Here is a 26,352-nt window from a genome sequence, read left to right on the forward strand (position 1 = left end):
CTTATCTATTTTCAATATATCTTTCAATCACACGTTTAGTAGCAAACCCATCATTATAGGTATTCCAATGTTGATTAAACTTAGTTAAATCCGTTTTAGCATTCTGTTTAATTGCTGATGCCAAATCCTTCGTGTTTAAAATGGGCGCACTAGGGAGCCATTTTAACAAGTCAGTTTGCAATCCAGTATTTTGTTTATACTCATCTAAGTCGAACATAAAGAATAGTAATGAGTGCGCATTTGGCAACAAGCTATAATCAAATGCCACTGAAGAATAATCAGTAACTAAGGTATCAGTAACTGATAGCAATTCAGTCGTCGATAACTGATTGTAAAAGTGAATTTTGCTATTTCCTGAATGGGACTTTGCGATTGCAATTTCAGCTTCCTTTTGTTTTAAAAGTGGGTGTAGCTTGACTACCACTTCCGCTTCCGAATCAGCCGTAATCGCCTTGGATAAATCAGCCGGTGGATTAAATGCCAGGCCATCACGATAAGTCGGTGCATATAAAATCACCCGCTTATCCTTTAATTCGGGAGCAACCGCATACACATGGGCTTGAGCTTGTTGAATCCAATCAGCTTTAAAAAAGCGATCTGAGCGAGGATAACCCAATTTTTGCATCCGTTCAAACGGAACATGGTAACTATGTTCGAATACATGCCCCATTGTATCAGATGCTACTACATACTCATCGAATTGATTATATACCGCTTGAAAGCGACGTTTATCCGATTTACTACGGTGAGCGGTCTTAGGATCTTCCCACCCAAAGCGCTTAATTGCACCATTAGCATGCCATAACTGAATTATTTTTAAGCGATTTGAATGAATTAAACCACCTAAAAATGGATAGTAGTTATCACAAAACACGGTGTGTGCACCCATAATTAACGGAATCATTTTAAACGCAAAATTTAAACCATTTTCAAATGGAATCGTTTCAATTCCATATGCTGCTAAATCAGTTGCGCCCGCTTCCGTATCTGGTTCGTATAGCACCACCATCGCTTGATCATCTGGAAGTGCAGATGCCATTCGCTTGATCAATCTAAGGTTATTGTCAAAACTCATTATGTAAATGACGTTTTGCTTTTTACGAAAGTAAAAACAAAGTGAGATAACCCTAATTAACCATAAATAAAGTACCTTCACGGTAAATTCACCATCATTCCTTTTAGTCGTTTAGATAATACAACTGGATATTATAACATAATTAAATTTAACAAACATTAAAATTTACGAAAGGATAATGGATGAGCCGCTATTTTACTTTTGGCTCCCAGAAATGCCCAATGATCTTAACAATTGGCGAAATGGTCGTAAATGCATTATCATCCGATTCATCCATCGCCTCTTCAAATTCACCCATTTCATAACGTGAAATAACCGTAAATAATACTGTCTTTTGATCATGATTGTAGGCCCCTTCTGCCCCATGCACAATCGTAATTCCCCGTCTTAAATGATTTTGCACACTATCAGTCACACTCTTGGGCCGTTCGGTCACAATCATTACTTGTAGTAGTTGTTGTCTAGTATAGGTTAGATCAATCACCTTAGCATTGATCACTAGCCCAATTGCGGAATAAAATGCATATGGCCAACCATACACCAATCCAGCTGCCACAACGATAAATACGTTGAAGGTAATGTTAACATTTCCAATCGTTCGCCCCGTCTTTCGACGAATTACAATTCCTAAAATATCCAATCCACCGGTTGAAATCCCATTTTTAAGTGATAATCCAGTTCCAAACCCATTGACAATTCCCCCAAAAATTGCACAAATAATGGGATCATTAGTCAAATAGACGGGGTGTAAAGTCTTAATCATAAAACTCGCAAGAAAAACTGCAATCACCGTAAAAATCGTAAACTGATGACCAATTTGTTTCCAGGCCAACACAAACGTTGGAATGTTTAATAAGAACAAGCCAATCGCGGTTGGAATCGTAAACGGTAAATACCGACTCGACAACGTGTCAATCAATTGTGATAGTCCAGTATAACCAGATGAATAAATATGTCCTGGTGTCCAAAAGAAATTCATCGCCACTGAAACTGTAATTGCGTATACAAACGCCATTGATGCCTTTGCTAAATATTGATGTCGTTCAAACAATAGTCGTACATCATCCATTAGTTCAAAATCTCCTTAAATAATAAAATCATGAAATAAGTATACCACCATCTCAAAATTTTAAAACCCATAAAAAAGGGCGCAAATATTAATATTTACGCCCTTTAGCATTATTTAATTATTCGCGATCGTCGTCACTTTCATGCTCAGTAACTTCAATTCCTAAGTCTAATAATTGCTTAGTTGAAACTTCGGCTGGTGCACCAGTCATTGGTTCAACTGCTTTAGAGTTCTTAGGGAAGGCGATTACATCCCGAATATTACCACGTTGTGCTAATAAACGAGTGAATCGATCTAGCCCAATGGCTAACCCACCATGAGGTGGAAAACCATATTCTAAGGCATCTAGGAAGTAACCAAATTGTGATTGTGCACTTTCCTTAGTAAAGCCTAATGCCCGTAACATTTTTTCTTGAAGTTCCCGGGTGTGAATCCGAATCGATCCACCACCTAATTCAAGTCCATTTAAGATAATGTCATAACTTTGGGCATGGGCCTTGTGAGGGTCTTCGCCTTCATCAAGGTAATGTTCGTCCCCTTCATTTGGCATTGTAAATGGATGGTGCGCAGGAACCCAGCGATCAATTCCTTCATCATATTCAAATAATGGCCAGTCAACGACCCAAAGGTAGTCAAAGACATCTCGTGGAATCATATCTTGTTCTTCAGCAATTGCTGTTCTTAAGTAACCAAGGGTATCAGCTACCACTTTACTCCGGTCAGCAGCAAATAGTAATAAATCGCCACTCTTAGCGCCAGTAGCATCTAAGATTTGCTTCGTCATTGCTTCATCCTTGAAGAACTTAGCAATTGGTCCACTAAAACCATCATCAGTAACCTTTAACCAGGCTAATCCCTGAGCACCGAACCGTTTAACATAGTCAGTGTATTTATCAATATCTTTTCTAGAGTAAGCATCTGCACCACCAGGAACTGCAATGGCTTTTACTTGGTTGCCATCTGCAACTGCATTTGCAAATACCTTAAATTCTGAATCCTTAACAATATCAGAAAGATCCTTTAGTTCCATCCCAAATCGAACGTCAGGTTGATCAGTTCCGAATCGATCCATTGATTCTTGCCAACTGATCCGTTTGAACGGTGTTTTAACATCAATGTTTAGAGTATCCTTCATTACCTTTTTGATTAAACCTTCAGTAATGTCTTGGATTTCTTCTGCAGACTTGAATGATGTTTCCATATCAATTTGCGTAAATTCTGGTTGACGATCCCCTCTTAAATCTTCATCCCGGAAACAACGAGCAACTTGATAGTACTTATCTAAACCAGCCCCCATCAATAGTTGCTTAAATAGTTGTGGGGATTGAGGAAGGGCATAGAAAGAACCTTTGTGAACCCGTGAAGGCACTAGGTAATCACGTGCCCCTTCAGGAGTAGAAATGGTTAAATCAGGCGTTTCGATATCCAAGAAGCCTTGACTATCAAAGTAACTATGAACAGATTGTAAAATCCGGTTACGGACCAAGAGTCCCTTCAACATTTCAGGTCTTCTTAAGTCTAAGTACCGGTATTTTAATTTAAGTTCTTCTGAAACATTAATGTTGTCTTGAATGTAAAATGGTGGTGTCTTAGCCTTGTTCAATAGTGTTACTGAACTAACTTCCACTTCCACTTTTCCAGTTTTCATGTCTGGATTAACTTCTTTTTCAGAACGAGCTACAACGGTTCCTTCAACTTGAATTACATATTCACTACGTAAGTCTTCAGCAACAGCTAAGGCTTCCTTACTGTTATCTTCACTGAACACTAATTGAACGATTCCTTCACGGTCCCGTAAATCAATAAAAATTAACTTCCCAAGGTCCCGGCGCTTTTGCACCCAACCATCTAATACAACCTTTTGGTCTAGTAAGTCTTCGTTTACTAAACCAGCATAAGTAGTTCTATCCTTCATTTTTGCACCATCCTCTTAATTAAAATGTTTTTCAACTACTGCGCCAAAGTCAGTCATCACATCGTCCATAGCAACGGTCTCTTCTTTTCCAGTTGCCATTTGCTTAACATGAATCGTTTGGTCAGCTAGTTCCTGATCTCCAATGGTTAATGTATAATCAGCATCTAATTTATTAGCTGATTTAAACTGTGCCTTCGGCTTACGGTCAAGATAATCCCGATCCGCTGAATATCCAGCCATTCTTAAGGCTTGGACTACTTGTAGTGAAGCAACATCAGTGTCAGCACCAATGCCCACCACGTACACGTCTAATGAATTAAAGTTAGGGAACTTAACGCCTTCTGATTCCATTAGTAAGATGAGTCGTTCTACCCCTAATCCAAACCCAATTCCAGAAACTTCAGGGCCACCTAGTTCTTCTACTAGGCCGTTGTAACGACCCCCGGCACAAATAGTCGTGTAGCCGCTGCCTAATGATTTCGCATTTGCCATTATTTCAAAAATGGTATGGTTATAGTAATCAAGCCCTCTAACGATTTCTGGATCAACCTCATAGTTGATGTCTAAACTATCTAATAGGGTCCGCACTTGATCAAAATGATGTTTAGCATCATCAGTTAAATAATCTAGAATCTTAGGCGCATTTTCAACAAATTTTTGATCTTTAGGATCCTTACTATCCAATACCCGTAATGGGTTTTTATGAAGTCGTTCCTTTGAATCATCACTTAATTCATCAAAGTGTGGTTCTAAGTAATCGATCAATGCTTTGCGATAAGCATCCCGACTCTCAGTATCCCCTAAGGTATTAATTGCGACTTTTAAATCACTAATCCCAAAGTGTTGCAATAGGTCAAGTGCCATTGCAATTACTTCAACGTCTAAACTAGGGGCATCACTACCAAATGCTTCCACCCCAATTTGATGGAATTCACGTAAACGACCTGATTGTGGACGTTCATAGCGAAACATTGGGCCCATATAGTATAACTTAACCGGCTTTTGATGTTCCGGACCATATAATTTATTTTCAACAAATGCCCGGACGACCCCAGCGGTTCCTTCTGGACGCAATGTAATATGCCGATCACCTTTATCATAGAAATCATACATTTCTTTGGTAACGATATCCGAAGTATCACCTGAAGTTCTAGAAAAAACTTCGTAGTTTTCAAACATTGGGGTTCTTATTTCACGGTAACGGTAATCAGAAAATAGCATCCGAGCAGTTTCTTCGATATATTGCCATTTTTCTGTTGCACCTGGTAAAATATCCGCAGTCCCTTTCGGTTTTTGATATTTCATACGGAATCCTCCTACATAGTAAATTAATTCAACAAAAAAAGCCCTTGTCAAAACATAGTTTGACAAGGGCGCAAAGAGCGCGGTACCACCTTTTTTATTGCTAATAGATAACGTCTACGCAACGAATAGCTATATGAGCTATTATCCTCAAAAGTGTCCTTTCCGTTTTCTTAAATAGATTCTTTCACCACACAAATCCTCTCTTAGCTTTAACAAAACGTACTCTTCTTTTTCATCGGACTAATATTTAATTCAAATTAAGATTAATCGAATTAAGCCTAAAAGTCAAGGTAATTCACCTTAAAATGTTAAACGTTTATAATGAAGTTAACATTTATGAAGGGTGGTAGATTTATGTTTAACTTAACTCCCGACTGGATCGAACAACTCCCAATTCAGTCAATTCAATCATATAAGCCGATCAGTGGTGGCGATATTAATAAAGCATATCAAATCAATACAGACCATGATCAATATTTCATGAAAGTCCAACCAGGGCGGGGTAAACAATTTTTTGCCCATGAAGTGGAAGGCCTTAAGTTATTAGGCCAAGTCGCTAACGTCCCTTCAGTAATTGACTATGGTGAAATTAATGGTGACGGCTTTCTCATCTTAGGTTGGCTAGACCAAAGTGCTGGCAGCCAATTTGAATTAGGCCAAATGGTGGCTAAAGTCCACCAAGTCCATCAGCCTAAATTTGGTCTGGATCATAATTTTGATATTGGTAAGATTCCAAAGAATAACCAATGGCAATCTAATTGGGGCACCTTTTACATCGAACAACGACTTAAACCAGTCGTTCAATTAGCCAAACAAGCTAACCGCTGGAATGATAGTCGACAACGCCATTTCGAACGGATAATCAAAATAATCCATGACTATTATCAAGATCACCCAGTAACGCCTAGTTTACTCCACGGCGATTTGTGGTCCGGTAACTATACCTTTGCGTATCAAAAGCCATATTTAATTGATCCAGACGTATTTTACGGTAATCGTGAAATGGACATAGCCATGACTACCGTATTCGGCGGTTTTGATCAGGATTTCTACGATGGTTACAATTCAGTTTATCCATTAGATGCGAACGTAAATCAACGCCTGCCATGGTATCGGCTATACTACCTAATGGTCCACCTCGTCTTATTCGGCGAAACGTACGGCAGTGCTGTTGATCAAATTTTAGAGTCGTTCTAAGGCTGGCTTTAATTCTGCAATGGAATTAGCGGTTACTTCTGGATTACCTGTTGAATGAATAATGCCATCTGGATCAAATAAAAAGCCTGCAATATTGGCGTTATGAGCTGCATCAATATCTAATTTACGGTCGCCAATCATCACCGCATGCTTTCGATCGACATTATATTGATCAATTAAATAATTTAACGAGGCAGGATCAGGCTTACGTGGAAATGGTTGTTCACTGGTTACAAAACCGGTGAACAACTTTTTAATTTCAAAGTGATCTAGGATTGATAATGCTAATTCATCCCGGTGGGTCAATAAAAAGTTTTGCCCGCCGGTTTCAACGTTCCAATTCAAAATATCAACTACGCCCGGAAATGGTTTGCTGTAACTAATCATTTCATCCTGTAGCTGTTTAAACTTAGGACGAATTGCGGCTTGAGATAGGTTAAATTCAGCTGCAAAGCGGCTAATTGCACTGCCTGCTGAACGTTGACGCATTTCTTTATAGTAGGCATAATCATCCATTTCAACTTCATCAATCCCTAATGACTGCAAGGTCTGATCAAACGCCTTGACCATCATTGGGTAGGTATCAAAGAGGGTTCCATCAAAGTCCCAAAATAAGCTCCGCAATTTAATTCCTCCTATTTATTATCAGTATCAAAGATAATCGTTACGGGTCCATCATTATCAATCGTTACTTGCATATCCGCACCAAATACACCGGTCTGGACGTCAAAACCTTGTGCTGCTAGTTTTTGATTAAATTGCTCATAAATGGCCTTCGCATGGGCAGGCTTACCAGCATCAAAAAAGGATGGTCGATTTCCCTTAGCAGTATTAGCATATAACGTAAACTGAGATATGGATAAAATTGCCCCATTAACTGCTGCTAAATTCAAGTTCATCTTACCAGTTTCATCACTAAATAATCTAATTTTGGTAATTTTATTTACCAAGTAGTCAACTTCTGCGTCTGTGTCAGCATCAGAAACACCGACTAATAGCACGAAGCCCGTTCCAATTTGACCATTGATCTGGCCATCAATTGATACTTGCCCCTTTGTTACTCGCTGTAAAACTACCTTCATTTGTCATCGCTCCTACTTAAATGGACGTTTAACAACGTAAACATCCGAGATATTTTTAATATGATCGATAATCATATTTAATTGATCGAGGTTTTTAACGCCAATTCCTAATGAGATCGTTACCATCTTATCGTTGTTAATCTTACCTTGAACTGAATTCAAATGTTTAGAAACACTGTTAACCGTTTTAATAACTTCATTTAACAAGCCGTTGCGATTATAGCCTTGAATCGTGAGGTAAGCATCATATTCAGCACGCCGGTTATTCGCATCTGCCCAATGAACATTAATCAAACGCATCCCACGTTTAACTGAATCTTTGATATTTGGACAATCTACCCGGTGAACCGAAATTCCATTTCCTTGGGTAATATACCCAATTACATCATCACCAGGAATGGGCGAACAACAATGACTAAGCCGTACCAATAAGTTCGACACCCCTTCAACTACGATTCCATCGCTAGAAGTGGTTTTATTCTTATTCTTGTTCTTCTTATCATCATTTTGATAAGTTTGGTGCTCTTCTAAAATATCCCTTTGTTCAGCTTCTTGACGTTGTAATTCTTGTTGTTCACGAATATGACTAGTTAGTCGATGCGCAATCGTATTAACTTGTAGGTCCCCAAATCCAACGGCTGCATATAAATCATTAGGTCCCTTATAATCAAGCCGCTTAGCAGCTTTACCTACGTTAGCATCAGTTAATACTTCATTGGCATTAAAACCTTCATCACGGATGTTGTTTGCTAACATTTCACGTCCATTTTCAACCATCTTGTCATGGTCACGTTTACGGAAGTATTGCTTAATTTTATGGCGAGCCTTACTCGTCGAAACTAATTTAACCCAGTCTCGGCTAGGCCCAGCTGACGTCGCAGAAGTCATAATTTCAACAATATCGCTATTCTTGATCTTATAATCCAGGGGTACGATCTTACCATTGACCCGTGCACCCACGGTGTGATTACCAATATCCGTATGGATGGTATATGCCATATCTAATGGTCCCGCACCCTTAGGTAGCTCTAACACATCCCCACCAGGGGTAAAAGCATAAACGTGATCACCAAATAATTCACCCTTAACACTTTGCATAAAGTCAGAAGCATCATCAGTATCTTCTTGTAGTTCAATGATCTTTTTGAACCAATTTAACTTAGTATTGTCAGAACTGCCCTTAACTTCACCTTTGATGCCTTCCTTGTAAGCCCAGTGCGCAGCAACCCCATATTCAGCCACCCGGTGCATTTCAGCCGTTCGAATTTGAATTTCTAGTAACCGGCCTTCTGGACCAATTAAAGTGGTATGCAATGATTGATACATATTGGCTTTGGGCATTGCAATGTAGTCTTTGAACCGGCCAGGCATTGGTTTCCACTTACTATGCACAGCTCCTAAGACCGCATAACAGTCCTTTACTGATTCAACGATGACTCTAATTGCGAATAAATCGTAGATTTCTTCAAACTTTTTATGCTTATTATGCATCTTCTTATAAATGGAATATAGATGCTTAGGCCGACCATAGATTTCATCAACCTTAATATCGAGTCCCTTCAATGAGTCCTTAACCTGTTTTAAAGCCCCGTTAATGTAATCGACCCGTTGTTTACGCTTCGAGTTCATAGAGTTAACAATTTGATAGTATTGCCCTGGATTAATGTAACGCAATGAGAGGTCTTCTAGTTCCCATTTAATCGTCCCAATCCCTAGTCGATCAGCTAGTGGAGCGTAAATTTCAATCGTTTCATCCGCAATCCGCCGTTGCTTTTCTGGTTTCAAGTGGCTTAACGTGCGCATATTATGTAGCCGATCAGCTAGTTTAACAATCATTACCCGGATATCTTTACACATTGCAAGGAGTAACTTCCGGTGGTTTTCAGCTAATTGTTCGCGATGGGACTTGTACTTAATTTTACTGAGTTTAGTTACCCCGTCTACGATTAAAGCAATATCATCACCAAATAATTCTTGGATATCAACTAATTCAGCACCGGTATCTTCGACCACATCGTGCAAAAAACCAGCACTAACCGTTTCTGCATCCATGTTTAAGTCAGCCAAAATCCCAGCAACTTGAATTGGATGAACAATGTAAGGTTCACCTGATTGCCGCTTTTGACCGGAATGGGCAACTGTGGCAAATTTAAGTGCCTTTTCAACTAACTTCACATCATCCGGTTTCATGTACGAAGAAACCTTATTGATAACATCATTTGCTTGTAAAACCTTTGTTTTCGACATTTTAAAGCCCCCTTAACTTAATTCTGAAAATGCGGAAATAGCAGCCAATAAGTAAAGCGGTGCTGTTTCGGTTCTTAAAATTCTAGGTCCGAGCCCTACTGGTTGGACCTGTTGATCAGTTAGTAATTCAATTTCACGTGGCGAAATGCCACCTTCAGGGCCAAAGACTGCAACCATCGAATCGTTTGGTTGCATTTGGTTTACCGTTTGGTGCAACATTGATTCTTCACCCGCTTTGGCCGATTCTTCATAGGCCACTACTTTTTGATCATAATCAGCACTAACGATCGTATTTAACTTAGCCTGATATTCAACTACCGGAACTCGATTTCGATGGGACTGTTCAGCAGCACTCAACGCGATCGTATTCAGCCGTTCCAGTTTTTTATTCACCCGATTGGGTTGCCACTTTGCAATTGACCAATCACCGGCAAAGAAAATAATGCGGTCAACTCCCATTTCGGTCGCTTTTCTTACCATCCAATCAGCTTTATCGTTTTTAGCAACACCACAGGCGATGGTAATAGAAAATGGTAATTCAGCATTAAATGGTTTAGATTCAATAATTTTAATTGCTGGCTCAATCTGTGAATTGATCAATTCTCCAATAAACACGTTTTGGGCATCATCAACGAACTCAGCTTTGGTGCCATCTACGGCCCGCATTACTTTTAACCAATGTTTCTTAATTAAACTAGGGATTGCAACCACTTGATCAATTGCTAGTGGTTGGTTCAAAAAATAGTGTTGCATTAATTAATCCTCTTTCATCTTCTTAGTTGCAATAATTCCACGCCAGTCATCAATGTTCATCGTTTCATCAATTTGAAAGTCATTATTAGTTAATTGATTAATAATCAATGGTAACTTATCTTTAATAATTCCGGAAATAACAAACTTACCGCCCGCGCGTAAACAGTGACTAGCTTGCGGAATTAATGGCACAATAACATCACTTAACATATTGGCAGCAATAATATCTACAACATCATCCACTCCGTTTAACATGTCATTAGCACTTACTTGGACGTCTTGAGCAACTGGATTCAAACGAATATTTTCCAGTGCGGAATTAACCGCCACTTCATCTAAATCGAATGCTTTAATTTGGTTAACACCCATTAATTTGGCGGCAATGCTTAAAACGCCTGAACCAGTCCCAACGTCTAACATCGATTCACCACCCCGAATCACTCGTTCCAGGCCTTGAAGGGTTAATACTGTTGTAGGATGCGTCCCCGTTCCAAATGCCCGACCGGGATTTAAGCGAATGATTAATTCATTGGGTGATTGAGGTTGATATTCTTCCCAGTCTGGTACCACCGTTAAAAAGCGAGATAGTCTAGTGGGATGATAATACTTTTCCCAAGTTGACACCCATGATTCATCGTTCACTGGGGTAATTGATACCGTTGCCGGAGCTGGATCTAAACCAAAATTAGTGAGTTGAGCGATGCGTAACTGTAGTTCTGGAATTAATTCATTAATTTTAATCCGTTCGTTAAAGTAAGCATTAATGACTACTACATCATTAGTATCATCAATTTGAATTCCACTTGCCCCTGCTTCTACTAGCATATTATCAATTGCTTCAATCGCTTCGTTGCTAGTCTTGACCGTCAGTTCTTGCCACTCCATGTCTAAAGCCCCTCTTCTATTAATTAGATGGTCAATCGATTCATGACCGTTAATTGCCCAAATTCAAGTGACAATTATTAACCGAAATATATTTGTTATTAATGATAATCAAAATTTAAATAAAAGGCAAACAGTTATTAATTTGTGATAGTATAGAAGCATTAATTTAGAAGAGGTTATCGAAATGGTCAGAAGAATTACAATTCAAGATATTGCCAACATTGCCGGGGTTTCTAAGTCAACGGTTTCAAGAGCCATGAACGATAATCCCGTCATCTCTAAAACCACCCGTAATCAAATTCAACAAATCATTAAAGAATATAATTATCATCCCAACTCTAGTGCTAAAAGCATTAAAACCAAGCAGACCATGGTAATTGGCATCATTATTCCTAGCTTTGATAATCCATTTTTTGCTAAAATATTGGATGTCATCCAAAATAAAGCCACTAATAAGCAATACCAACTGATGATCGCAACCACCCATGAAAAAGGTGAGTTAGAGCTAAACGCCATTAGACAAATGATCAATCAACCCGTGGATGGATTAATCGTTGTCAGTACTGGGAAAATCAATGATTATCATCAATTATTAAATAATACGCCCGTGGTATTTATTGATCGCATTGCTAATCAAAGGGAAAACCATGAATTCGATACGATTTTAGTAGATAACATTAACGGCAGTTTCAACGTCGTTAATCAGATGATTGAAAACGGGGCGGAACGAATTGGCATTATTGCTAATTCCCTATTTAAAAAGAAATCTAACCGGCTAATTGGTTATCAAAAGGCATTACAAAAAAACAATGTCGAATTAGACCCTGACATCATTTTATACTGTAGTCGCAATGGCCGCGATGCAATTAGTTTAGCTAGTCAGTTACTAATTAATCAAGCTTGTGATGGTATTTTTGCAACGGACAGTAATATTTTAAAATCAGTCCTAAAACAAATTGAAGTTCATCAAATGGACAACGTTCAAGTGGGCGCATTTGATGATAATCCCTACTTATCACTTCTTAACCTAAACGTAATTGCTAATCAACAACCATCTAATGCAATGGGCTCCAAAGCCTTTGAATTATTAATGGATCAAATTCATAATCCACAGCACGATGTTCAACACATTAAACTTAAAACTAGCCTTAAACATTACCATTAGGAACATAAAAAACTAGCTCAATTTCACCATTTAGTTGAAATTGAGCTAGTTTTTTTTAATTTTAATTATTTTGCATCTTTATCGGTTTCCCCAACGGCACCAACATCAATTGCTTGATGCTTAAGTGAAGGAAAGACCTTCGTATCTGAAATTCCAGTAATACTACCTTGGAATAAGAAAGCAAATACAGTTCCTAATCCAAAGTTAGCAAACTTAACCAATAGTGGACCAGGGGTGATCAATGCAGCGATAATGGCCATAATAGTAGGTGGGATGTATGAGAACCACATTGCCTTAGTAGCACTACCATTACAGTATTTGAATCTAAGAATTTGCATTAAGTCATCGGCTGGATGCAATGCAATATTTACACGTTGGTAAATTGAAATTGCTAGTCCAATACATGCAACCCCAGCAAAGTTAAGGATTACGTAGAAAATTGTCATCCCAATGCCATGCGCAACTGGGAATACTTGATTAAAGAAGTTTGAGAAGACTTGAATCAATATGGAGAATGGTCCTAAGAAACAAATATTACCGATTAAACGGTTCCAACTCCACTTACCAACTAAAATCATGTTTAAGAATGTAATTACCAATCCTAAACCAAAGAATGCCCAGAATAATGCGGTTGGGTTGTTAGGTCCCAACAACGCTTTCCCTAAATTACTTTCTGCAGCAGTCCAGTATGCTGAACCTAAAAATGAAGGATTAACCTTAGCACTTGAAACTAACGTTAACACATTTCCTGCAGAGTTAATCACTAATGAGATTACGAAGTAAATAATCGCACTCGTCATTGAAATCGTTCTAGTAGAACGTCCAGAAGCCATAGTCTAATCACCTATCCTAATTTGTGAATATTTAATCTAATTAATAACCACATATTTACTAAAAATATTTATAATAAACATGATAATTTCACACTCATTGTGAAATTCATAACAAAATAAATTATATAACATTTACTCAAAAAAGCAACCCTTTTTGCAGACTTTTTTAAGTAAAGTAACCGTTATCATTATTTATTTATCGGAATTATCTAACAAAACATTCACAACTTTTTCAGCAGCATGACCATTTTCCCAATTGTTAAATCGTTCATCAAATTTAGCGTAGCGTTCTTTATATTTTTGTTCAATTTGATCGATGTTCTTAATTGCATCCACAATTTCATCATTGGTCTTCAACAATGGCCCTGGTAAATCTTTTTGCATGCTAAGATAAAAGCCATGCAAAATCTTAGCATAGTTATCATAATCGTAAACGAAGTATAAAATAGGCCGTTTTAAGATGGAATAATCAAAGAACACACTGGAATAGTCAGTAATCAGGATGTCTGAAGCTAGATATAGTTCAGAGACGTCTTGATAGTTAGACTCATTAAAGACAAAGTCACCAAACGTAGAAGTATCGATTCGATCGGTGATAAAGTAATGCGTTCTAAGAATCATAACATAGTCATCACCAAAGTTTTCGCGTAATTTAGCAACGTTTAGCTTTAACTGGAACTTATATTCATTACCGCTAGCCCGTTCGTCATCCCGCCATGTTGGTGCGTATAAAATCACTTTCTTATCCAACGGAATCCCTAAGCGTTTTTTAATCTCAATTGCCTTTTGATCCCGATCAGGCGCACTTAAAATATCATTTCTAGGATACCCAGACTTAATCATCTTATCCTGTGGATACATAAAGGCATGACTGAAAACATCAGCAGAAAATTGATTTGGTGCAATTAAGTAATCCCATTGGCGTGATTGTTCGTAGAAATTACGTTTATACATTGGCGTTGCATTCACAACGTTATCAATATCAAATACCAAACGCTTAAGTGGCGTCCCATGCCAAGTAGATAATAATTTAGTACCCCGCCGTTTAACGAACCAACGAGGTTGTCTCAAGTTAAATACCTGGTATTTAGAGGTTGCTAAATAGTACATATACTTAAAGCCAAATCGTTTCACCACTCGCGTGTCTGGTTGATCTTTCAGTGCATCCTTTACTTGTGGATCAGAGGCACTCCAAATGTGTTGATATTTACCTGGGTAGTGCTTTTGAATGTATTCATAAATATACTTGGGATTATCTGAATAATTTCGACCTAAAAATGATTCATAAAAAATCACATTTGGTTTCACTGCTAAATGGGTGAATACTAGTTGGTACAATGCTTTCGTGATTCCACGACCGCGTTTTTTAACAATGCGATGTGCATTTCGACCAAACACGAGGGAAGCCATTAGCTTTTGGGCCACGCCAAACTGATGATCAGCAATGGCACTTAGAATCCGTCGACTAAGCACGTTAACTGACTTAAATGCCCGTTTATCAATTAAGTTAAGGTATTTACTAACTATATTTAGCGTTGCATCAACATTATCAATAGAATCAGCATTACTCAATATTGCATTGTATAAGTAACGATTCATTCGTCTAATCGTGTATTCAGCAAATGCTAATCTAAATTCAGCATTAGTGAGGTTTTGATAGCCATCAATCCATGCACTGACCATTTTTTGCCATCTATCGCCCCGTACCAATTGAGCATTTGAAGGATCATTGATGGGATCATTATGATACACCATAATATACTGATACTGTTGAATCAAAACCACTCGCTTAGTACTATTTAACACTGCCATCATAAATTGTACGTCAGAGTACAAATCATTTAACTCATTAAACTGCAGGTGATGAGCATTCACAAAGTGACGATTAATCACTTTACCAGCTAATACCAATTGCTTTCTTAACGATGCATATCTAGTTTCTCCAGAATACACTTTATACTTGTTTTTAAGCCAATGTTGTTGCTTTTTATTCAAGTTCAAGTGTTTAAGATTATCACTAGTAAAGTTCAATGCGTAGCTACGGGGTTTACGTTTCTTTCTGCCACCCCAGTCTGGTAAGAAGTCAGGGGTATGCTCATTAATAGCAAGGTCTTTCAAATAAGCCTGTTGAGTTTCATATGTTTTATAGTGATTCAAATCAATTAATGTATCTTCATTCCGTGGTGTCATGTAGTTTAGCTTTTTCATTGCATCTGGCAATAAAAAATCATCTGCATCAATGAATACTAAGTAATCACCAACTGCTGCTTTAATTGCCGCATTTCTAGCTGCCCCAATGGTATTTGGTTGATATGAAACCACTTGAATGGGAAATTGGGTTTCTTCAAAATGATTATCAAAACCATTACATGCAATGATCCATTCAAATTGGTGGAAAGTTTGTGATTCTAAATTAGCCTTTAACTCATCTAATTTAGGCAGGTCGTCCACCTTACATGGTGTAATGATACTAAATTTCATAATTCCAATTCCTTTCTAAAATAATTTATTAATTGATGCTAAAGTTTGTTGCTTAACTAACCGATTATGAATTTTTTTATGCACATCAGCATCTAAATCTGTTGTGCCAGTCTTTAATTGGTGGGTTAAATCACGTTTATCAGCAATGGTTAGATTACTATTTAAAATCAATCCATACCCCTTAGCAATCCGATTAGCAAGTGAACGCCCATAAAATTGAGCAATTTTTTCATCAAAAATCGCATTACGATTATCAACCAGTTGTAAAATTCGTTCGATTTCATCTTCAATATTATTATCGGTCAATACAATCGTTGGCATACTTAGTCGCACATAATCATCATTTTCAATTAAATCATAAAGTAACTGGGCTAGTAATGGTTTTGCATTAACAAGTTGATCTGCATTAACCCGATAAATCACATTACGGCCTAGTAAGTCTAAACCGTTAAAAAACGTTGCATAACGATTATTTCGATCATTAAGGTAATAATTTTGCATCCCTAATAATAAAAGCAGCTTTTCACGAATTGGTAATTGATCAAATTCAACACTATCCGAAATGTCAAAAATTCGTTTTAAAGTATTTACATTAACATCACTTAAGCGGAATAAGTATGGATCAATTTGCTGCGTAATCGATTCGTCATTGTTAAAGTATCTTAAAAACAACAAGTCAGTTGGATGTTGGGTCAGGGTATTTTCCCATTGCATAATCGCATTTGGTAATAACGCACCCCCCACACTTGCATTTAACCAGTAAGTATCATTATTTTTACTAACTGCGATCGATGATTTTGAATCAACTATTTCAATTGGTAATTGATGGGTTTGAATCGTTTGCAAAATCCGATTATCAAAATGAGCATTTGTTTGTAGTACTAACTCAACTTCACTTTGATGGGATTGGTTATTAATATTTTTTACAAAATTAATCAAATTATTAGTGTCTAATTGTTCATTAGGCAAGATATTAATTATAAATTTCATAAGAGCCTCCTAAAACTATGAAATTTGACATTGGTATTAATTATAAATGAATCTTTATACTACCGCAATTTTTAAAGTGATAACTAAAAGGGGCGATTAATTAATCGCCCCTTATTGCTATTTATTTTTGCGGTAAAATTAAGTTCAATGAAACTCCAATAACCGTTGCTAACGCTAGTCCCGTAAATTGAAAGGAGCCAATTTGTAAATAGGCATTTCCAATTCCGATCACTAAAATAATCGAAGCAATCATTAAATTTCGTTTTAAGTTTAAGTCAACTCGTTTTTCAATCATCAGCTTAATTCCACTAGCCGCAATCGTACCAAACAATAGAAAACTAATTCCACCAATTACGGGCGCAGGCATTTGCATAATTAGCACATTCAATTTATTAACAAAAGCAAAAATCATTGCAAAGATTGCTGCCCCCATTAAAACATAAACACTGTGTACCTTAGTAATTGCCATTACTCCAATGTTTTCACCATAACTAGTGACCGCCGGACCCCCTAATAGCCCTGCGGCGATTGAAGCAGCTCCATCCCCAGCTAAAGTGCGGTTTAATCCAGGATTCTTAAAATAATCACGATGGGTTAACTCATCTAATACCATGATGTGCCCGATATGTTCAGTCATCGTCACGAACGCAATTGGTGCAATTGCAATGATTGCACCGATATTTAAATGAAATGAGTAATTCACGAACGGAATTTCAAATGGAGGGACTTGAAACCAAGGGGCACTAGCAATCTTACTAACATCAACTAGCCCCGCAAAAATGGAAACAATATAGCCACAGACAATTGCTAATAGGATTGGAATTAATCCTAAAAAACCCTTCAAATACAGATTAAAGAAGACCGCTAAAAACATTGTCAACAATGCGATCAAAAAGTATTTAATGTCATATTGATTGTTATTCATCATGGCATTCTTGGCTGCACTACCAGCTAAGGATAGCCCAATTACCATGATAATTGGGCCCACCACAATTGGTGGTAATGCCTTATCTAACCAATCCTTACCAATCGATGCAATAATCGCAGCCACGATCAAATACACGATTCCAACGGTTACTACTCCTTGAGCAATTCCCGGATAACCAGTCGTTTTCATCAGCGCTGCCATTGGTACAATAAATGCAAAACTAGACCCCATATATGCTGGAATCTGACGTTTTGTAATTAAAATGTGTAACAGCGTCCCAACCCCGGATGAAAACAGCGCAATACTAGGACTTAGTCCCACCAACAGTGGAACAATTACGGTACTACCAAACATTGAAAACATGTGTTGCAACGATAATCCAATCCAAGGTAACAACTTCGGCTTATCGTTAACGTCTAAAACAGCATCATCATCGTGAAATGTATTCTTCATCTTAATTCAAAATTCCTTTCAAAAAAAGTCCCCACTAACTGACTAGTTAATGGGGACTTTTGCACTACACTTGAGCACATTGATATCCGAACCACCTTCTAGCCTCACTGGACTAATTAAAGCGCTTATTTATATTTAGATTAATTTAATTTGATTAAAATGTCAATTAGTTTTCGGCTTCATCTTCATTGGTTTTTAAAACAGCCATGAAAGCTTCTTGTGGAATTTCTACCTTTCCAACCGCCTTCATTCGTTTCTTACCAGCCTTTTGCTTTTCTAATAATTTCATCCGTCTAGTCTTATCACCACCATATAACTTAGCAGTAACATCTTTACGGTATGCTTTCACGTTAGTTCTAGCAATGACCTTTGCGCCAATGGCAGCTTGAATTGGAATTTCAAAGTTTTGCCGTGGAATAATTGTTTTTAACTTTTCAACAATTTCTCGTGCTCGCTTAGGAGCAAATGAACGGTGGGAAATAAAACTAAGGGCATCGACCTTATCACCATTCAATAGAATATCAATTTTAACTAAATCACTAGCTTGGTATTCATCAACTTCATAATCAAATGATGCGTAACCATGCGTACTTGATTTCAAGTTATCAAAGAAATCAAAAATAATTTCTGATAGTGGCATATGATAGATCACATTGACCCGGGTATCATCAAGATAATCCATTGTCTCGAATTGACCACGCCGCTTTTGGCATAGTTCCATTACTGCTCCAACGTAATCATTTGGAACCATGATCGTAGCCTTAACAAATGGTTCTTTAATCTCCTTAATCGTTGAAGCATCTGGCATTTCAAATGGATTATGCACGTCCACTTCCTTACCATCATTAGTATAAGCATGGTAAGTAACAGAAGGCGCCGTAGTAATTAAATCGAGGTTAAATTCACGTTCTAGTCGTTCTTGAACCACATCCATGTGAAGTAGCCCTAAGAATCCACATCGGAACCCAAACCCTAACGCTTGTGAATTTTCAGGTTCAAATTCTAGTGAAGCATCATTGAGCTTTAACTTTTCAAGTGCTTCCCGTAAATCGCCGAACTTAGCATTATCAGTTGGATACAATCCAGCATAAACCATCGGATTCATTTCACGATAGCCAGGTAATGCCTTTTCGGCTGGATTATTCGCTAATGTAACGGTATCCCCAACTCGGGTTTGCGTAATATCCTTGATGCTAGCGGTAATGTAACCAACATCCCCAGCCATCAAATAATCACGCTTCACTGGATGCGGCGAATTAACCCCAAGTTCAGTCACTTCATATTCAGTTCCACTATTCATTAACCGAATGCGATCCCCCGGTTTGACCACACCATCATCTAAACGAACGCTTAACACCACGCCTCGGTAATCATCATATACCGAATCAAAGATCAATGCCTTTAGTGGCGCATCGATATCCCCACTAGGAGCGGGGATATCATGCACGATTTTTTCTAATAAATCTGGCACGCCAAGTCCGGTTTTAGCACTTGTAAGCGCTGCATCCGAAGCATCAATCCCAATCATATTTTCAATTTCAGATTTTACTTCATCCACTTGGGCAGATGGCAAGTCCACCTTATTAATTACTGGAATGATCTCCAAATCATCATCTAAAGCTAAATAAACATTAGCAAGGGTCTGGGCTTCCACCCCTTGAGTTGCATCAACCACTAGTAATGCCCCTTCACAGGCAGCCAAGCTCCGTGAAACTTCATAGGAAAAGTCAACGTGCCCTGGGGTATCGATCAAGTGGAATTCGTAATCATGACCGTCTTTGGCATGATAAGTTAGCTTAACCGCATTTAGCTTAATCGTAATTCCACGTTCCCGTTCAAGTTCCATGTTATCCAATAATTGATTTCGCATATCACGCTTAGCAACCGTTTCAGTTAACTCTAAAATTCGATCAGCAAGCGTTGATTTACCATGATCAATATGGGCAACGATAGAAAAGTTTCGGATATATTTTTGGTGTTCCTTCATTTCATTAAGATCCATATTTTTTAATCCTGCCTTTTTATTTCGATAAGTGTTTCATTAATTATAACAATCTAGCGCTATGATAACAAATTTAGATATAATAAAAGCCAGCTTCAAAGCTGGCTTTTAATTTTATTTCTTTTCGAATTTATCACGCATTTTATCAAAGAATGATTGATTTTTCGTTACGTTAATATCTTCACCACTAGCATCGGCAAAGTCCTTTAAAGCTTCTTTTTGACGTTTGTTCAATCCCTTTGGTGTTACCACATTAACCGTTACGATTTCATCACCACGACCATTACTATTTAACTTAGGGACTCCCTTACCCTTCAACCGGAAATTAGTTCCAGTTTGTGTACCGGCAGGAATCTTTAAGCTAACTTGGCCTTCTTCGTTCTTCTTATCATCATTTAATGCCCGAACGTTGATTTCACAACCTAGTGCGGCTTGAGCAAATGAAATTGGTTGCTTGTAAACTAACCGATCACCTTCACGCTTGAAGTACTTACTTGGCTTAACCACGAAAACAATGAATAAATCACCGTAAGGGCCACCATTATTACCGGCATCCCCTTGGCCTTGTAAGCGCATTTGTTGTCCGTCATCCACTCCGGCAGGAACAGTAACCGCAATTTCATGACTTTGTTCCGTCTTTCCAGCACCATGACAAGTAGGACATTTATCCTTAATTTCCTTACCAGTTCCATGACAAACTGGACATTCTTGTTGGCTTCTCATCCGACCCAATGGGGTGTTTTGTTCAACTGTAATGTAACCATTTCCGTTACAACGTTGACAAGTATGTGGCTTAGTGCCTGGCTTAGCGCCACTCCCATCACAAGTCTTACAAGTAGCTTCACGGTCATATTTAATGGTCGTCTTCTTACCAAATACAGCATCATCAAAATTAAGGCTCATTTGATATTGTAGATTTTGACCAGGCGTAGGCGCGTTGGGGTTTTGGGCACGACCCCCGCCGCCACCGAAGAATTGGCTAAAGATGTCATCGAAGCCACCGCCGCCAAAACCACCGGCACCGCCACCGAAGCCACCAAAGCCGCCGGCGCCACCACCGCCGCCGAAGCCTTGAGGACCATCAGCAGAACCATATTGATCATAGTTTGCTTTCTTTTGCTCATTGCTTAATACTTCGTAAGCCTCTGTAATTTTCTTAAATTTTTCTTCTGCATCAGGTGCTTTGTTAACATCAGGATGATACTTAGCAGCAAGGCGCCGGTATGCTCGTTTGATGTCCTTATCGCTAGCGTCACGATCAAGACCTAATACTTTGTAATAATCTTCACCAGCCATTATTTACCTCCTAGAATAGTATTGAATCTTAGTTTATCCCTATAATACCATAAAAAGCCAAAGCCTCATCTGCGACTTTGACTTTTTATATGATAACGCTTTATTTAGAATAATTATTTGTTATTATCCTTTTTATCATCATCGTTAACTTCGTGGAAGTCACCATTAACAGTGTTATCATCCTTAGATGAACTAGCACCACCATTGGCGTTAGCGTTAGCATCAGCGCCACCTTGAGTTTGTTGTTGTTGGTATAGCTTAGTTGCTAATTCTTGAACTTGTTTTTGTAGTTCATCCTTCTTAGCCTTCATGTCATCAAGGTCGTTAGCTTCTTTAGCCTTCTTCAATGCTTCTTCAGCATCCTTGGTTCCCTTGATTTCATCTTCAGATACCTTACCATCAACATCCTTCAAAGTCTTATCAGTTTGGAAGATTAATTGGTCAACTTCGTTCTTCAAGTCAACTTCTTCCTTCCGTTTTTCATCGGCATCAGCATTAGCCTTTGCTTCATCCATCATCTTGTTGATTTCATCATCTGAAAGACCATTGGAATCCTTAATGGTAATCTTTTGTGACTTACCAGTTCCCTTATCCTTAGCAGATACGTTAACAATTCCGTTCTTATCAATATCGAAAGTAACTTCGATTTGAGGAACACCACGTGGTGCAGGTGGAATATCAGTTAATTGGAATTGGCCAAGGGTCTTATCATCAGCAGCCATTGGACGTTCACCTTGTAAGACGTGAATATCAACAGCTGGTTGGTTATCAGCAGCAGTTGAGAATACTTGGCTCTTAGAAGTTGGAATCGTAGTGTTACGGTCGATCAACTTAGTGAAGACACCACCCATAGTTTCAATTCCTAATGAAAGTGGCGTAACATCAAGTAAAACAACATCCTTAACATCACCAGTTAAAACCCCACCTTGAATAGCAGCACCGTCAGCAACGGCTTCATCAGGGTTAATTGAGTGGTTAGGTTCCTTACCAGTCCAGCTCTTAACAGCTTCTTGAACGGCTGGAATTCTAGTTGAACCACCATTTAAGATTACGTTATCAATGTCAGAAGTGGATAAACCAGCATCCTTTAATGCGTTATCAAATGGTGCCTTAGTCTTTTCAACTAAGTCAGCAGTTAATTCGTTAAACTTAGAACGACTTAACTTAGCAGTTAAGTGAAGAGGACCTTCATCGCCAGATGCGATAAATGGAAGACTGATTTCAGTTTCAGAAACTCCAGATAAGTCCTTCTTAGCCTTTTCAGAAGCATCCTTAAGCCGTTGTAATGCCATCTTATCCTTGGATAAGTCAATGCCGTGTTCCTTCTTGAAACCTTCAATTAACCAGTCCATGATCTTCTTATCAAAGTCATCCCCACCTAAGTGAGTATCACCATTAGTTGAAAGAACTTGGAATACACCGTCACCTAATTCAAGAACGGAAACATCAAAAGTACCACCACCAAGGTCGTATACTAATACCTTTTGGTCGTTATCCTTTTTGTTAAGTCCGTATGCTAAAGCAGCTGCAGTAGGTTCGTTAATAATCCGCTTAACGTCTAATCCGGCAATTTTACCGGCATCCTTAGTAGCTTGTCTTTGTGCATCGTCAAAGTAAGCAGGAACCGTAATAACAGCCTTATCAACTGTATCACCAATGTAATCTTCAGCAAACTTCTTGATGTATTGAAGAATCATTGCAGAAATTTGTTGTGGAGTGTAGCTCTTGCCATCAACATCAACCTTGTAGTTACTGTCACCCATGTGACTCTTGATTGATGAAATAGTGTTAGGGTTGGTAATCATTTGCCGTTTAGCAACTTCACCAACTTGAATTTCACCATCTTTAAATGCAACGACTGAAGGAGTCGTTCTTGAACCTTCAGGATTAGGAATAATCTTTGGTTCGTCACCTTCTAGCACAGCAACTGCTGAGTTAGTAGTTCCTAAATCAATTCCAATAATTTTATTACTAGCCATAATTTAATTTACCTCACTTTTTAGATTATTTTGCAACGACTACCATGGCAGGTCTGATAACTCGATCAGCTAGCTTATAGCCGTTTTGCAATACTTCAACCACATGATCAGTTGGGTGATCATTGTCGGCTGGAACCGTTTGAACTGCTTGACAGAAGTTAGGATCAAATTCCTTACCATCAACATCAAGTACTTCAATGTTACTGTCGCTAAGGGCCTTTTCAAGGTGCTTAGCAACCATTTCAACCCCTTGCTTTAATTGTTGACCACTCTTATCATCGACCTTTACTTGTAAAGCTCGATTCAAATTATCAACAATTGGCAAAATGTTAGTAGCTAACTTTTGCCCATCATATCTCAAGAGTGTTGCTTGTTCTTTCTTAGCACGGTTTTGAACGTTTTTTAATTCCGCAGCCGCCCGCAAGTACTTATCTTCCATATCGTCTAATTGACGTTTAAGATCGATAATTTGCTTTTCAGATTCCTTCGCTTCAGCATTTGCATCCGCTTCAACATCCTTAGCTTCTGCTTGTTTTACCTTAGCTTCAGTAGCTGCTGCAGAACTTTGTTTTTGTTCATCTTGTTCTTTCTTAGATGCCAAACAAAACCCTCCTTATTAGTTATTTATTTTCTTTATAGTAGCCTAACAAACGCTTTGCAATCTCTTCTCTAAATGCACTCACCAATGTAATTACCTTGGAATAAGGCATTCTAGTTGGACCTAACACAGCAATCATTCCCTTACCATATTGACCAACATCATAAGTCCCGGTAATTACGCTGTAGTTACGTAATAATTTGTTACTCATTTCAGAGCCAATTTGGACCGAAATTCCATGATCAGAATGACCTAGGTATTTTGATATTTCACCAGATTGATTCAACATAGAATAAAGGGGCTTTAGATAACTGATATTACTTTGATCGGTAAAACTTAATAAATTCATTTCACCGCCAATGTACAGTCGGTCACGAGTTGCACGCGTCAATACTTGATCCAACGTATCAATAAATGAATCCGGTGAACGCAAGTACTTACTAATTTCTTTTGGAATTTTTGACTTCAATTCTTTTAACACAACCGATAGTGGCTGACCCACTAATTGGTCATTAATGAGATTTACTACCGATTCTAATTGATCACCAGTAACTCCAGTTGGAATCTTAAATTGCGCCGTCTCAGTATCACCATTATCAGTGACTAAGATTGCCATCACATTTTGATCCCCTAAAGCAACCAATCGAAATCCCTTCAAGCGCCTGCTCGTTGCCTGTTCTGGCTGTAAAGTCAGAGCAGTGTAGTTAGTCAAATCAGAAAGGATATTAGCCGAATGTTGAACTAGTTCGTCAATTTTATGGTAATTCATATCTAACGCCTTATGAATCACCGCTAAATCATCCATGGTATTTACCTTAGAAAGATTTAGATGATCGACATAATAACGATAGCCATTAATTGATGGAACCCGTCCAGAAGACAAATGAGTCTTTTCAATTAATCCATTTGCTTCTAACACGGCCATTTCATTTCTAATCGTAGCTGAACTAACGTGAAATGGAAGTTGATTAGCTAATGCTTTAGAGCCAACTGGCGTTCCTAACTGGGTATAATCCTTAATAATTCCAGATAGGATCAAACCCTGACGTTCAGTAAGCATTAATAATCACTCCTTTTTAGCACTCATACCCTTCAAGTGCTAAGCTACATATATAATGTACCAAAGGGAGATTTATAAGTCAAGAAAGACACTCACAAATTACTTAAAAAATGTTCAGCCGTCTTTTGATCAGCTTTTAATTGTTCAATTAATGCTTCAACGCCATCAAATTTAACCTCACCACGAGTCCAGTATAGCCACTCAATATCGACCACTTCACCGTAAATGTTTTGATCGAAATCAAATAAATTAATTTCAACAGTCACTTTAAACGAATCACCAAATGTAACGTTTCTGCCAATCGAAGCCATCCCGCCATACCATTGATCACCGATCTTCATTCGAACGATATAGATACCAATCGTAGGCAGCCATTGTTTTTCGTCATGTTCAATATTAGCAGTTGGAAACCCTAATTCACGGCCTCGAGCAAAACCATGCACTACCGTTCCACTAGTTACGAATGGACGCCCTAATAACTCATTGACTGTTGCAATATGGCCATCATCTAAGTTCCGTCGCACCCTTGTTGAGCTAACTTTTTGACCATCTAAATCATATGATGGAACTTCCACCACTTCAAAACGATCTTGCACATATTGCGGTAATAAGTGCATATTAGCTCGTTGGCCACTTCCGTAGGTATGATCAAAGCCAGCCACTACGGTTACAGCATTAAATTGACATAGATAATTATCAACAAATTCCTGTGGAGATTGGGCTTGAAAAGCATAGGTATAACTAACCTGATATACAATCTCAACGCCCATATCAGATAATAAATCCATTTTATGATCATTTAACGTTAGGTATTTTTGATCACGAGCATCCAATTGTTCATAAACAATTGATGGGTGATGATCATAGGTTAAGACAGCTAACTTTACCCCCTTTTTACGAGCAATTTGTTTAGCCGTTTCAATTACCTTTTGATGTCCCCGATGCAATCCATCAAAAAAGCCCATGGCTAATACCACTGGATCCGTAAAGTTTGGATCTTTCATTGGGTGATGAATTTCATAAATTTCCATACTTAATC

Annotated in this window: 21 protein-coding genes; 2 read left to right on the plus strand and 19 right to left on the minus strand. The window is 38.2% G+C overall.

The window, feature by feature from the left end; all coding sequences use genetic code 11:
- Nucleotide 1 precedes the first annotated feature (1 nt).
- From R4146_RS05920 to hisS, 4 genes are all read right to left on the minus strand, one after another.
- Nucleotides 2-1,075 carry a CDP-glycerol glycerophosphotransferase family protein gene (locus R4146_RS05920; RefSeq protein ID WP_339960500.1) on the minus strand — a complete coding sequence of 358 codons (1,074 nt, stop codon included), beginning with the start codon at nt 1,073-1,075 and terminating at the stop codon, nt 2-4.
- A gap of 190 nt (nt 1,076-1,265) precedes the next feature.
- The gene (locus R4146_RS05925) at nt 1,266-2,144 is read right to left on the minus strand and encodes a YitT family protein (RefSeq protein WP_339960501.1); all 879 of its coding nucleotides are present in this window, start codon (nt 2,142-2,144) and stop codon (nt 1,266-1,268) included.
- 118 nt (nt 2,145-2,262) lie between these two features.
- Nucleotides 2,263-4,059, minus strand: coding sequence for an aspartate--tRNA ligase (gene aspS, locus R4146_RS05930; RefSeq protein WP_339960502.1), 1,797 nt, complete (start codon nt 4,057-4,059; stop codon nt 2,263-2,265).
- A 15-nt stretch (nt 4,060-4,074) separates the two neighbouring features.
- Nucleotides 4,075-5,364 carry a histidine--tRNA ligase gene (gene hisS, locus R4146_RS05935; RefSeq protein WP_339960503.1) on the minus strand — a complete coding sequence of 430 codons (1,290 nt, stop codon included), beginning with the start codon at nt 5,362-5,364 and terminating at the stop codon, nt 4,075-4,077.
- Nucleotides 5,365-5,718: 354 nt separating this feature from the next.
- Between hisS and R4146_RS05940 the strand changes: the two genes are divergently transcribed.
- On the plus strand, nt 5,719-6,561 hold the full coding sequence (locus tag R4146_RS05940; protein ID WP_339960504.1) for a fructosamine kinase family protein: 843 nt from the start codon (nt 5,719-5,721) through the stop codon (nt 6,559-6,561).
- Here the strand turns inward: R4146_RS05940 and R4146_RS05945 are convergent.
- From R4146_RS05945 to prmA, 5 genes are read right to left on the minus strand one after another with little or no spacing between them, the layout of a single operon-like run.
- Nucleotides 6,547-7,185: an HAD-IA family hydrolase gene (locus R4146_RS05945; RefSeq protein WP_339960505.1), complete on the minus strand. Its 639-nt coding sequence runs from the start codon at nt 7,183-7,185 to the stop codon at nt 6,547-6,549. The genes R4146_RS05940 and R4146_RS05945 overlap by 15 nt on opposite strands.
- Nucleotides 7,186-7,196: 11 nt before the next feature.
- Nucleotides 7,197-7,643, minus strand: coding sequence for a D-aminoacyl-tRNA deacylase (gene dtd / locus R4146_RS05950; RefSeq protein WP_339960506.1), 447 nt, complete (start codon nt 7,641-7,643; stop codon nt 7,197-7,199).
- Between the two features lie 12 nt (nt 7,644-7,655).
- Entirely contained in the window at nt 7,656-9,890 is a 2,235-nt protein-coding gene (locus R4146_RS05955) for a RelA/SpoT family protein (protein WP_339960507.1), read from the minus strand.
- Between the two features lie 12 nt (nt 9,891-9,902).
- Nucleotides 9,903-10,643, minus strand: a complete 741-nt coding sequence (locus tag R4146_RS05960; RefSeq protein ID WP_339960508.1) for an RsmE family RNA methyltransferase — start codon at nt 10,641-10,643, stop codon at nt 9,903-9,905.
- A 3-nt stretch (nt 10,644-10,646) separates the two neighbouring features.
- Nucleotides 10,647-11,528, minus strand: coding sequence for a 50S ribosomal protein L11 methyltransferase (gene prmA / locus R4146_RS05965; RefSeq protein ID WP_339960509.1), 882 nt, complete (start codon nt 11,526-11,528; stop codon nt 10,647-10,649).
- A gap of 184 nt (nt 11,529-11,712) precedes the next feature.
- Here prmA and R4146_RS05970 point away from each other — a divergent pair, with 184 nt between their 5' ends.
- Entirely contained in the window at nt 11,713-12,693 is a 981-nt protein-coding gene (locus tag R4146_RS05970) for a LacI family DNA-binding transcriptional regulator (protein WP_339960510.1), read from the plus strand.
- Nucleotides 12,694-12,758: 65 nt separating this feature from the next.
- Here R4146_RS05970 and R4146_RS05975 read toward each other — a convergent pair whose 3' ends face one another.
- From R4146_RS05975 to ribF, 10 genes are all read right to left on the minus strand, one after another.
- Nucleotides 12,759-13,526: a DUF6198 family protein gene (locus R4146_RS05975; protein ID WP_339960511.1), complete on the minus strand. Its 768-nt coding sequence runs from the start codon at nt 13,524-13,526 to the stop codon at nt 12,759-12,761.
- Between the two features lie 192 nt (nt 13,527-13,718).
- On the minus strand, nt 13,719-16,007 hold the full coding sequence (locus R4146_RS05980; protein ID WP_339960512.1) for a CDP-glycerol glycerophosphotransferase family protein: 2,289 nt from the start codon (nt 16,005-16,007) through the stop codon (nt 13,719-13,721).
- Nucleotides 16,008-16,022: 15 nt separating this feature from the next.
- On the minus strand, nt 16,023-16,997 hold the full coding sequence (locus tag R4146_RS05985; protein WP_339960513.1) for a hypothetical protein: 975 nt from the start codon (nt 16,995-16,997) through the stop codon (nt 16,023-16,025).
- Nucleotides 16,998-17,118: 121 nt separating this feature from the next.
- Nucleotides 17,119-18,378 (minus strand): uracil-xanthine permease family protein, encoded by a 1,260-nt coding sequence (locus R4146_RS05990; protein ID WP_339960514.1) that lies wholly within the window; start codon nt 18,376-18,378, stop codon nt 17,119-17,121.
- Between the two features lie 166 nt (nt 18,379-18,544).
- A complete protein-coding gene (gene lepA / locus R4146_RS05995) occupies nt 18,545-20,380 on the minus strand; it encodes a translation elongation factor 4 (RefSeq protein WP_339960515.1) in 1,836 nt (611 codons plus the stop codon).
- A 114-nt stretch (nt 20,381-20,494) separates the two neighbouring features.
- Nucleotides 20,495-21,676 (minus strand): molecular chaperone DnaJ, encoded by a 1,182-nt coding sequence (gene dnaJ / locus R4146_RS06000; protein WP_339960516.1) that lies wholly within the window; start codon nt 21,674-21,676, stop codon nt 20,495-20,497.
- Nucleotides 21,677-21,789: 113 nt separating this feature from the next.
- The gene (dnaK, locus tag R4146_RS06005) at nt 21,790-23,655 is read right to left on the minus strand and encodes a molecular chaperone DnaK (protein ID WP_339960517.1); all 1,866 of its coding nucleotides are present in this window, start codon (nt 23,653-23,655) and stop codon (nt 21,790-21,792) included.
- Nucleotides 23,656-23,680: 25 nt separating this feature from the next.
- Entirely contained in the window at nt 23,681-24,256 is a 576-nt protein-coding gene (gene grpE / locus R4146_RS06010; RefSeq protein ID WP_339960519.1) for a nucleotide exchange factor GrpE, read from the minus strand.
- Between the two features lie 19 nt (nt 24,257-24,275).
- Entirely contained in the window at nt 24,276-25,313 is a 1,038-nt protein-coding gene (gene hrcA, locus R4146_RS06015) for a heat-inducible transcriptional repressor HrcA (RefSeq protein WP_339960520.1), read from the minus strand.
- Nucleotides 25,314-25,405: 92 nt separating this feature from the next.
- The gene (gene ribF / locus R4146_RS06020; RefSeq protein ID WP_339960521.1) at nt 25,406-26,344 is read right to left on the minus strand and encodes a riboflavin biosynthesis protein RibF; all 939 of its coding nucleotides are present in this window, start codon (nt 26,342-26,344) and stop codon (nt 25,406-25,408) included.
- Nucleotides 26,345-26,352: the final 8 nt, after the last annotated feature.

Source organism: Nicoliella lavandulae (assembly GCF_037546185.1).
Classification (GTDB): domain Bacteria; phylum Bacillota; class Bacilli; order Lactobacillales; family Lactobacillaceae; genus Nicoliella; species Nicoliella lavandulae.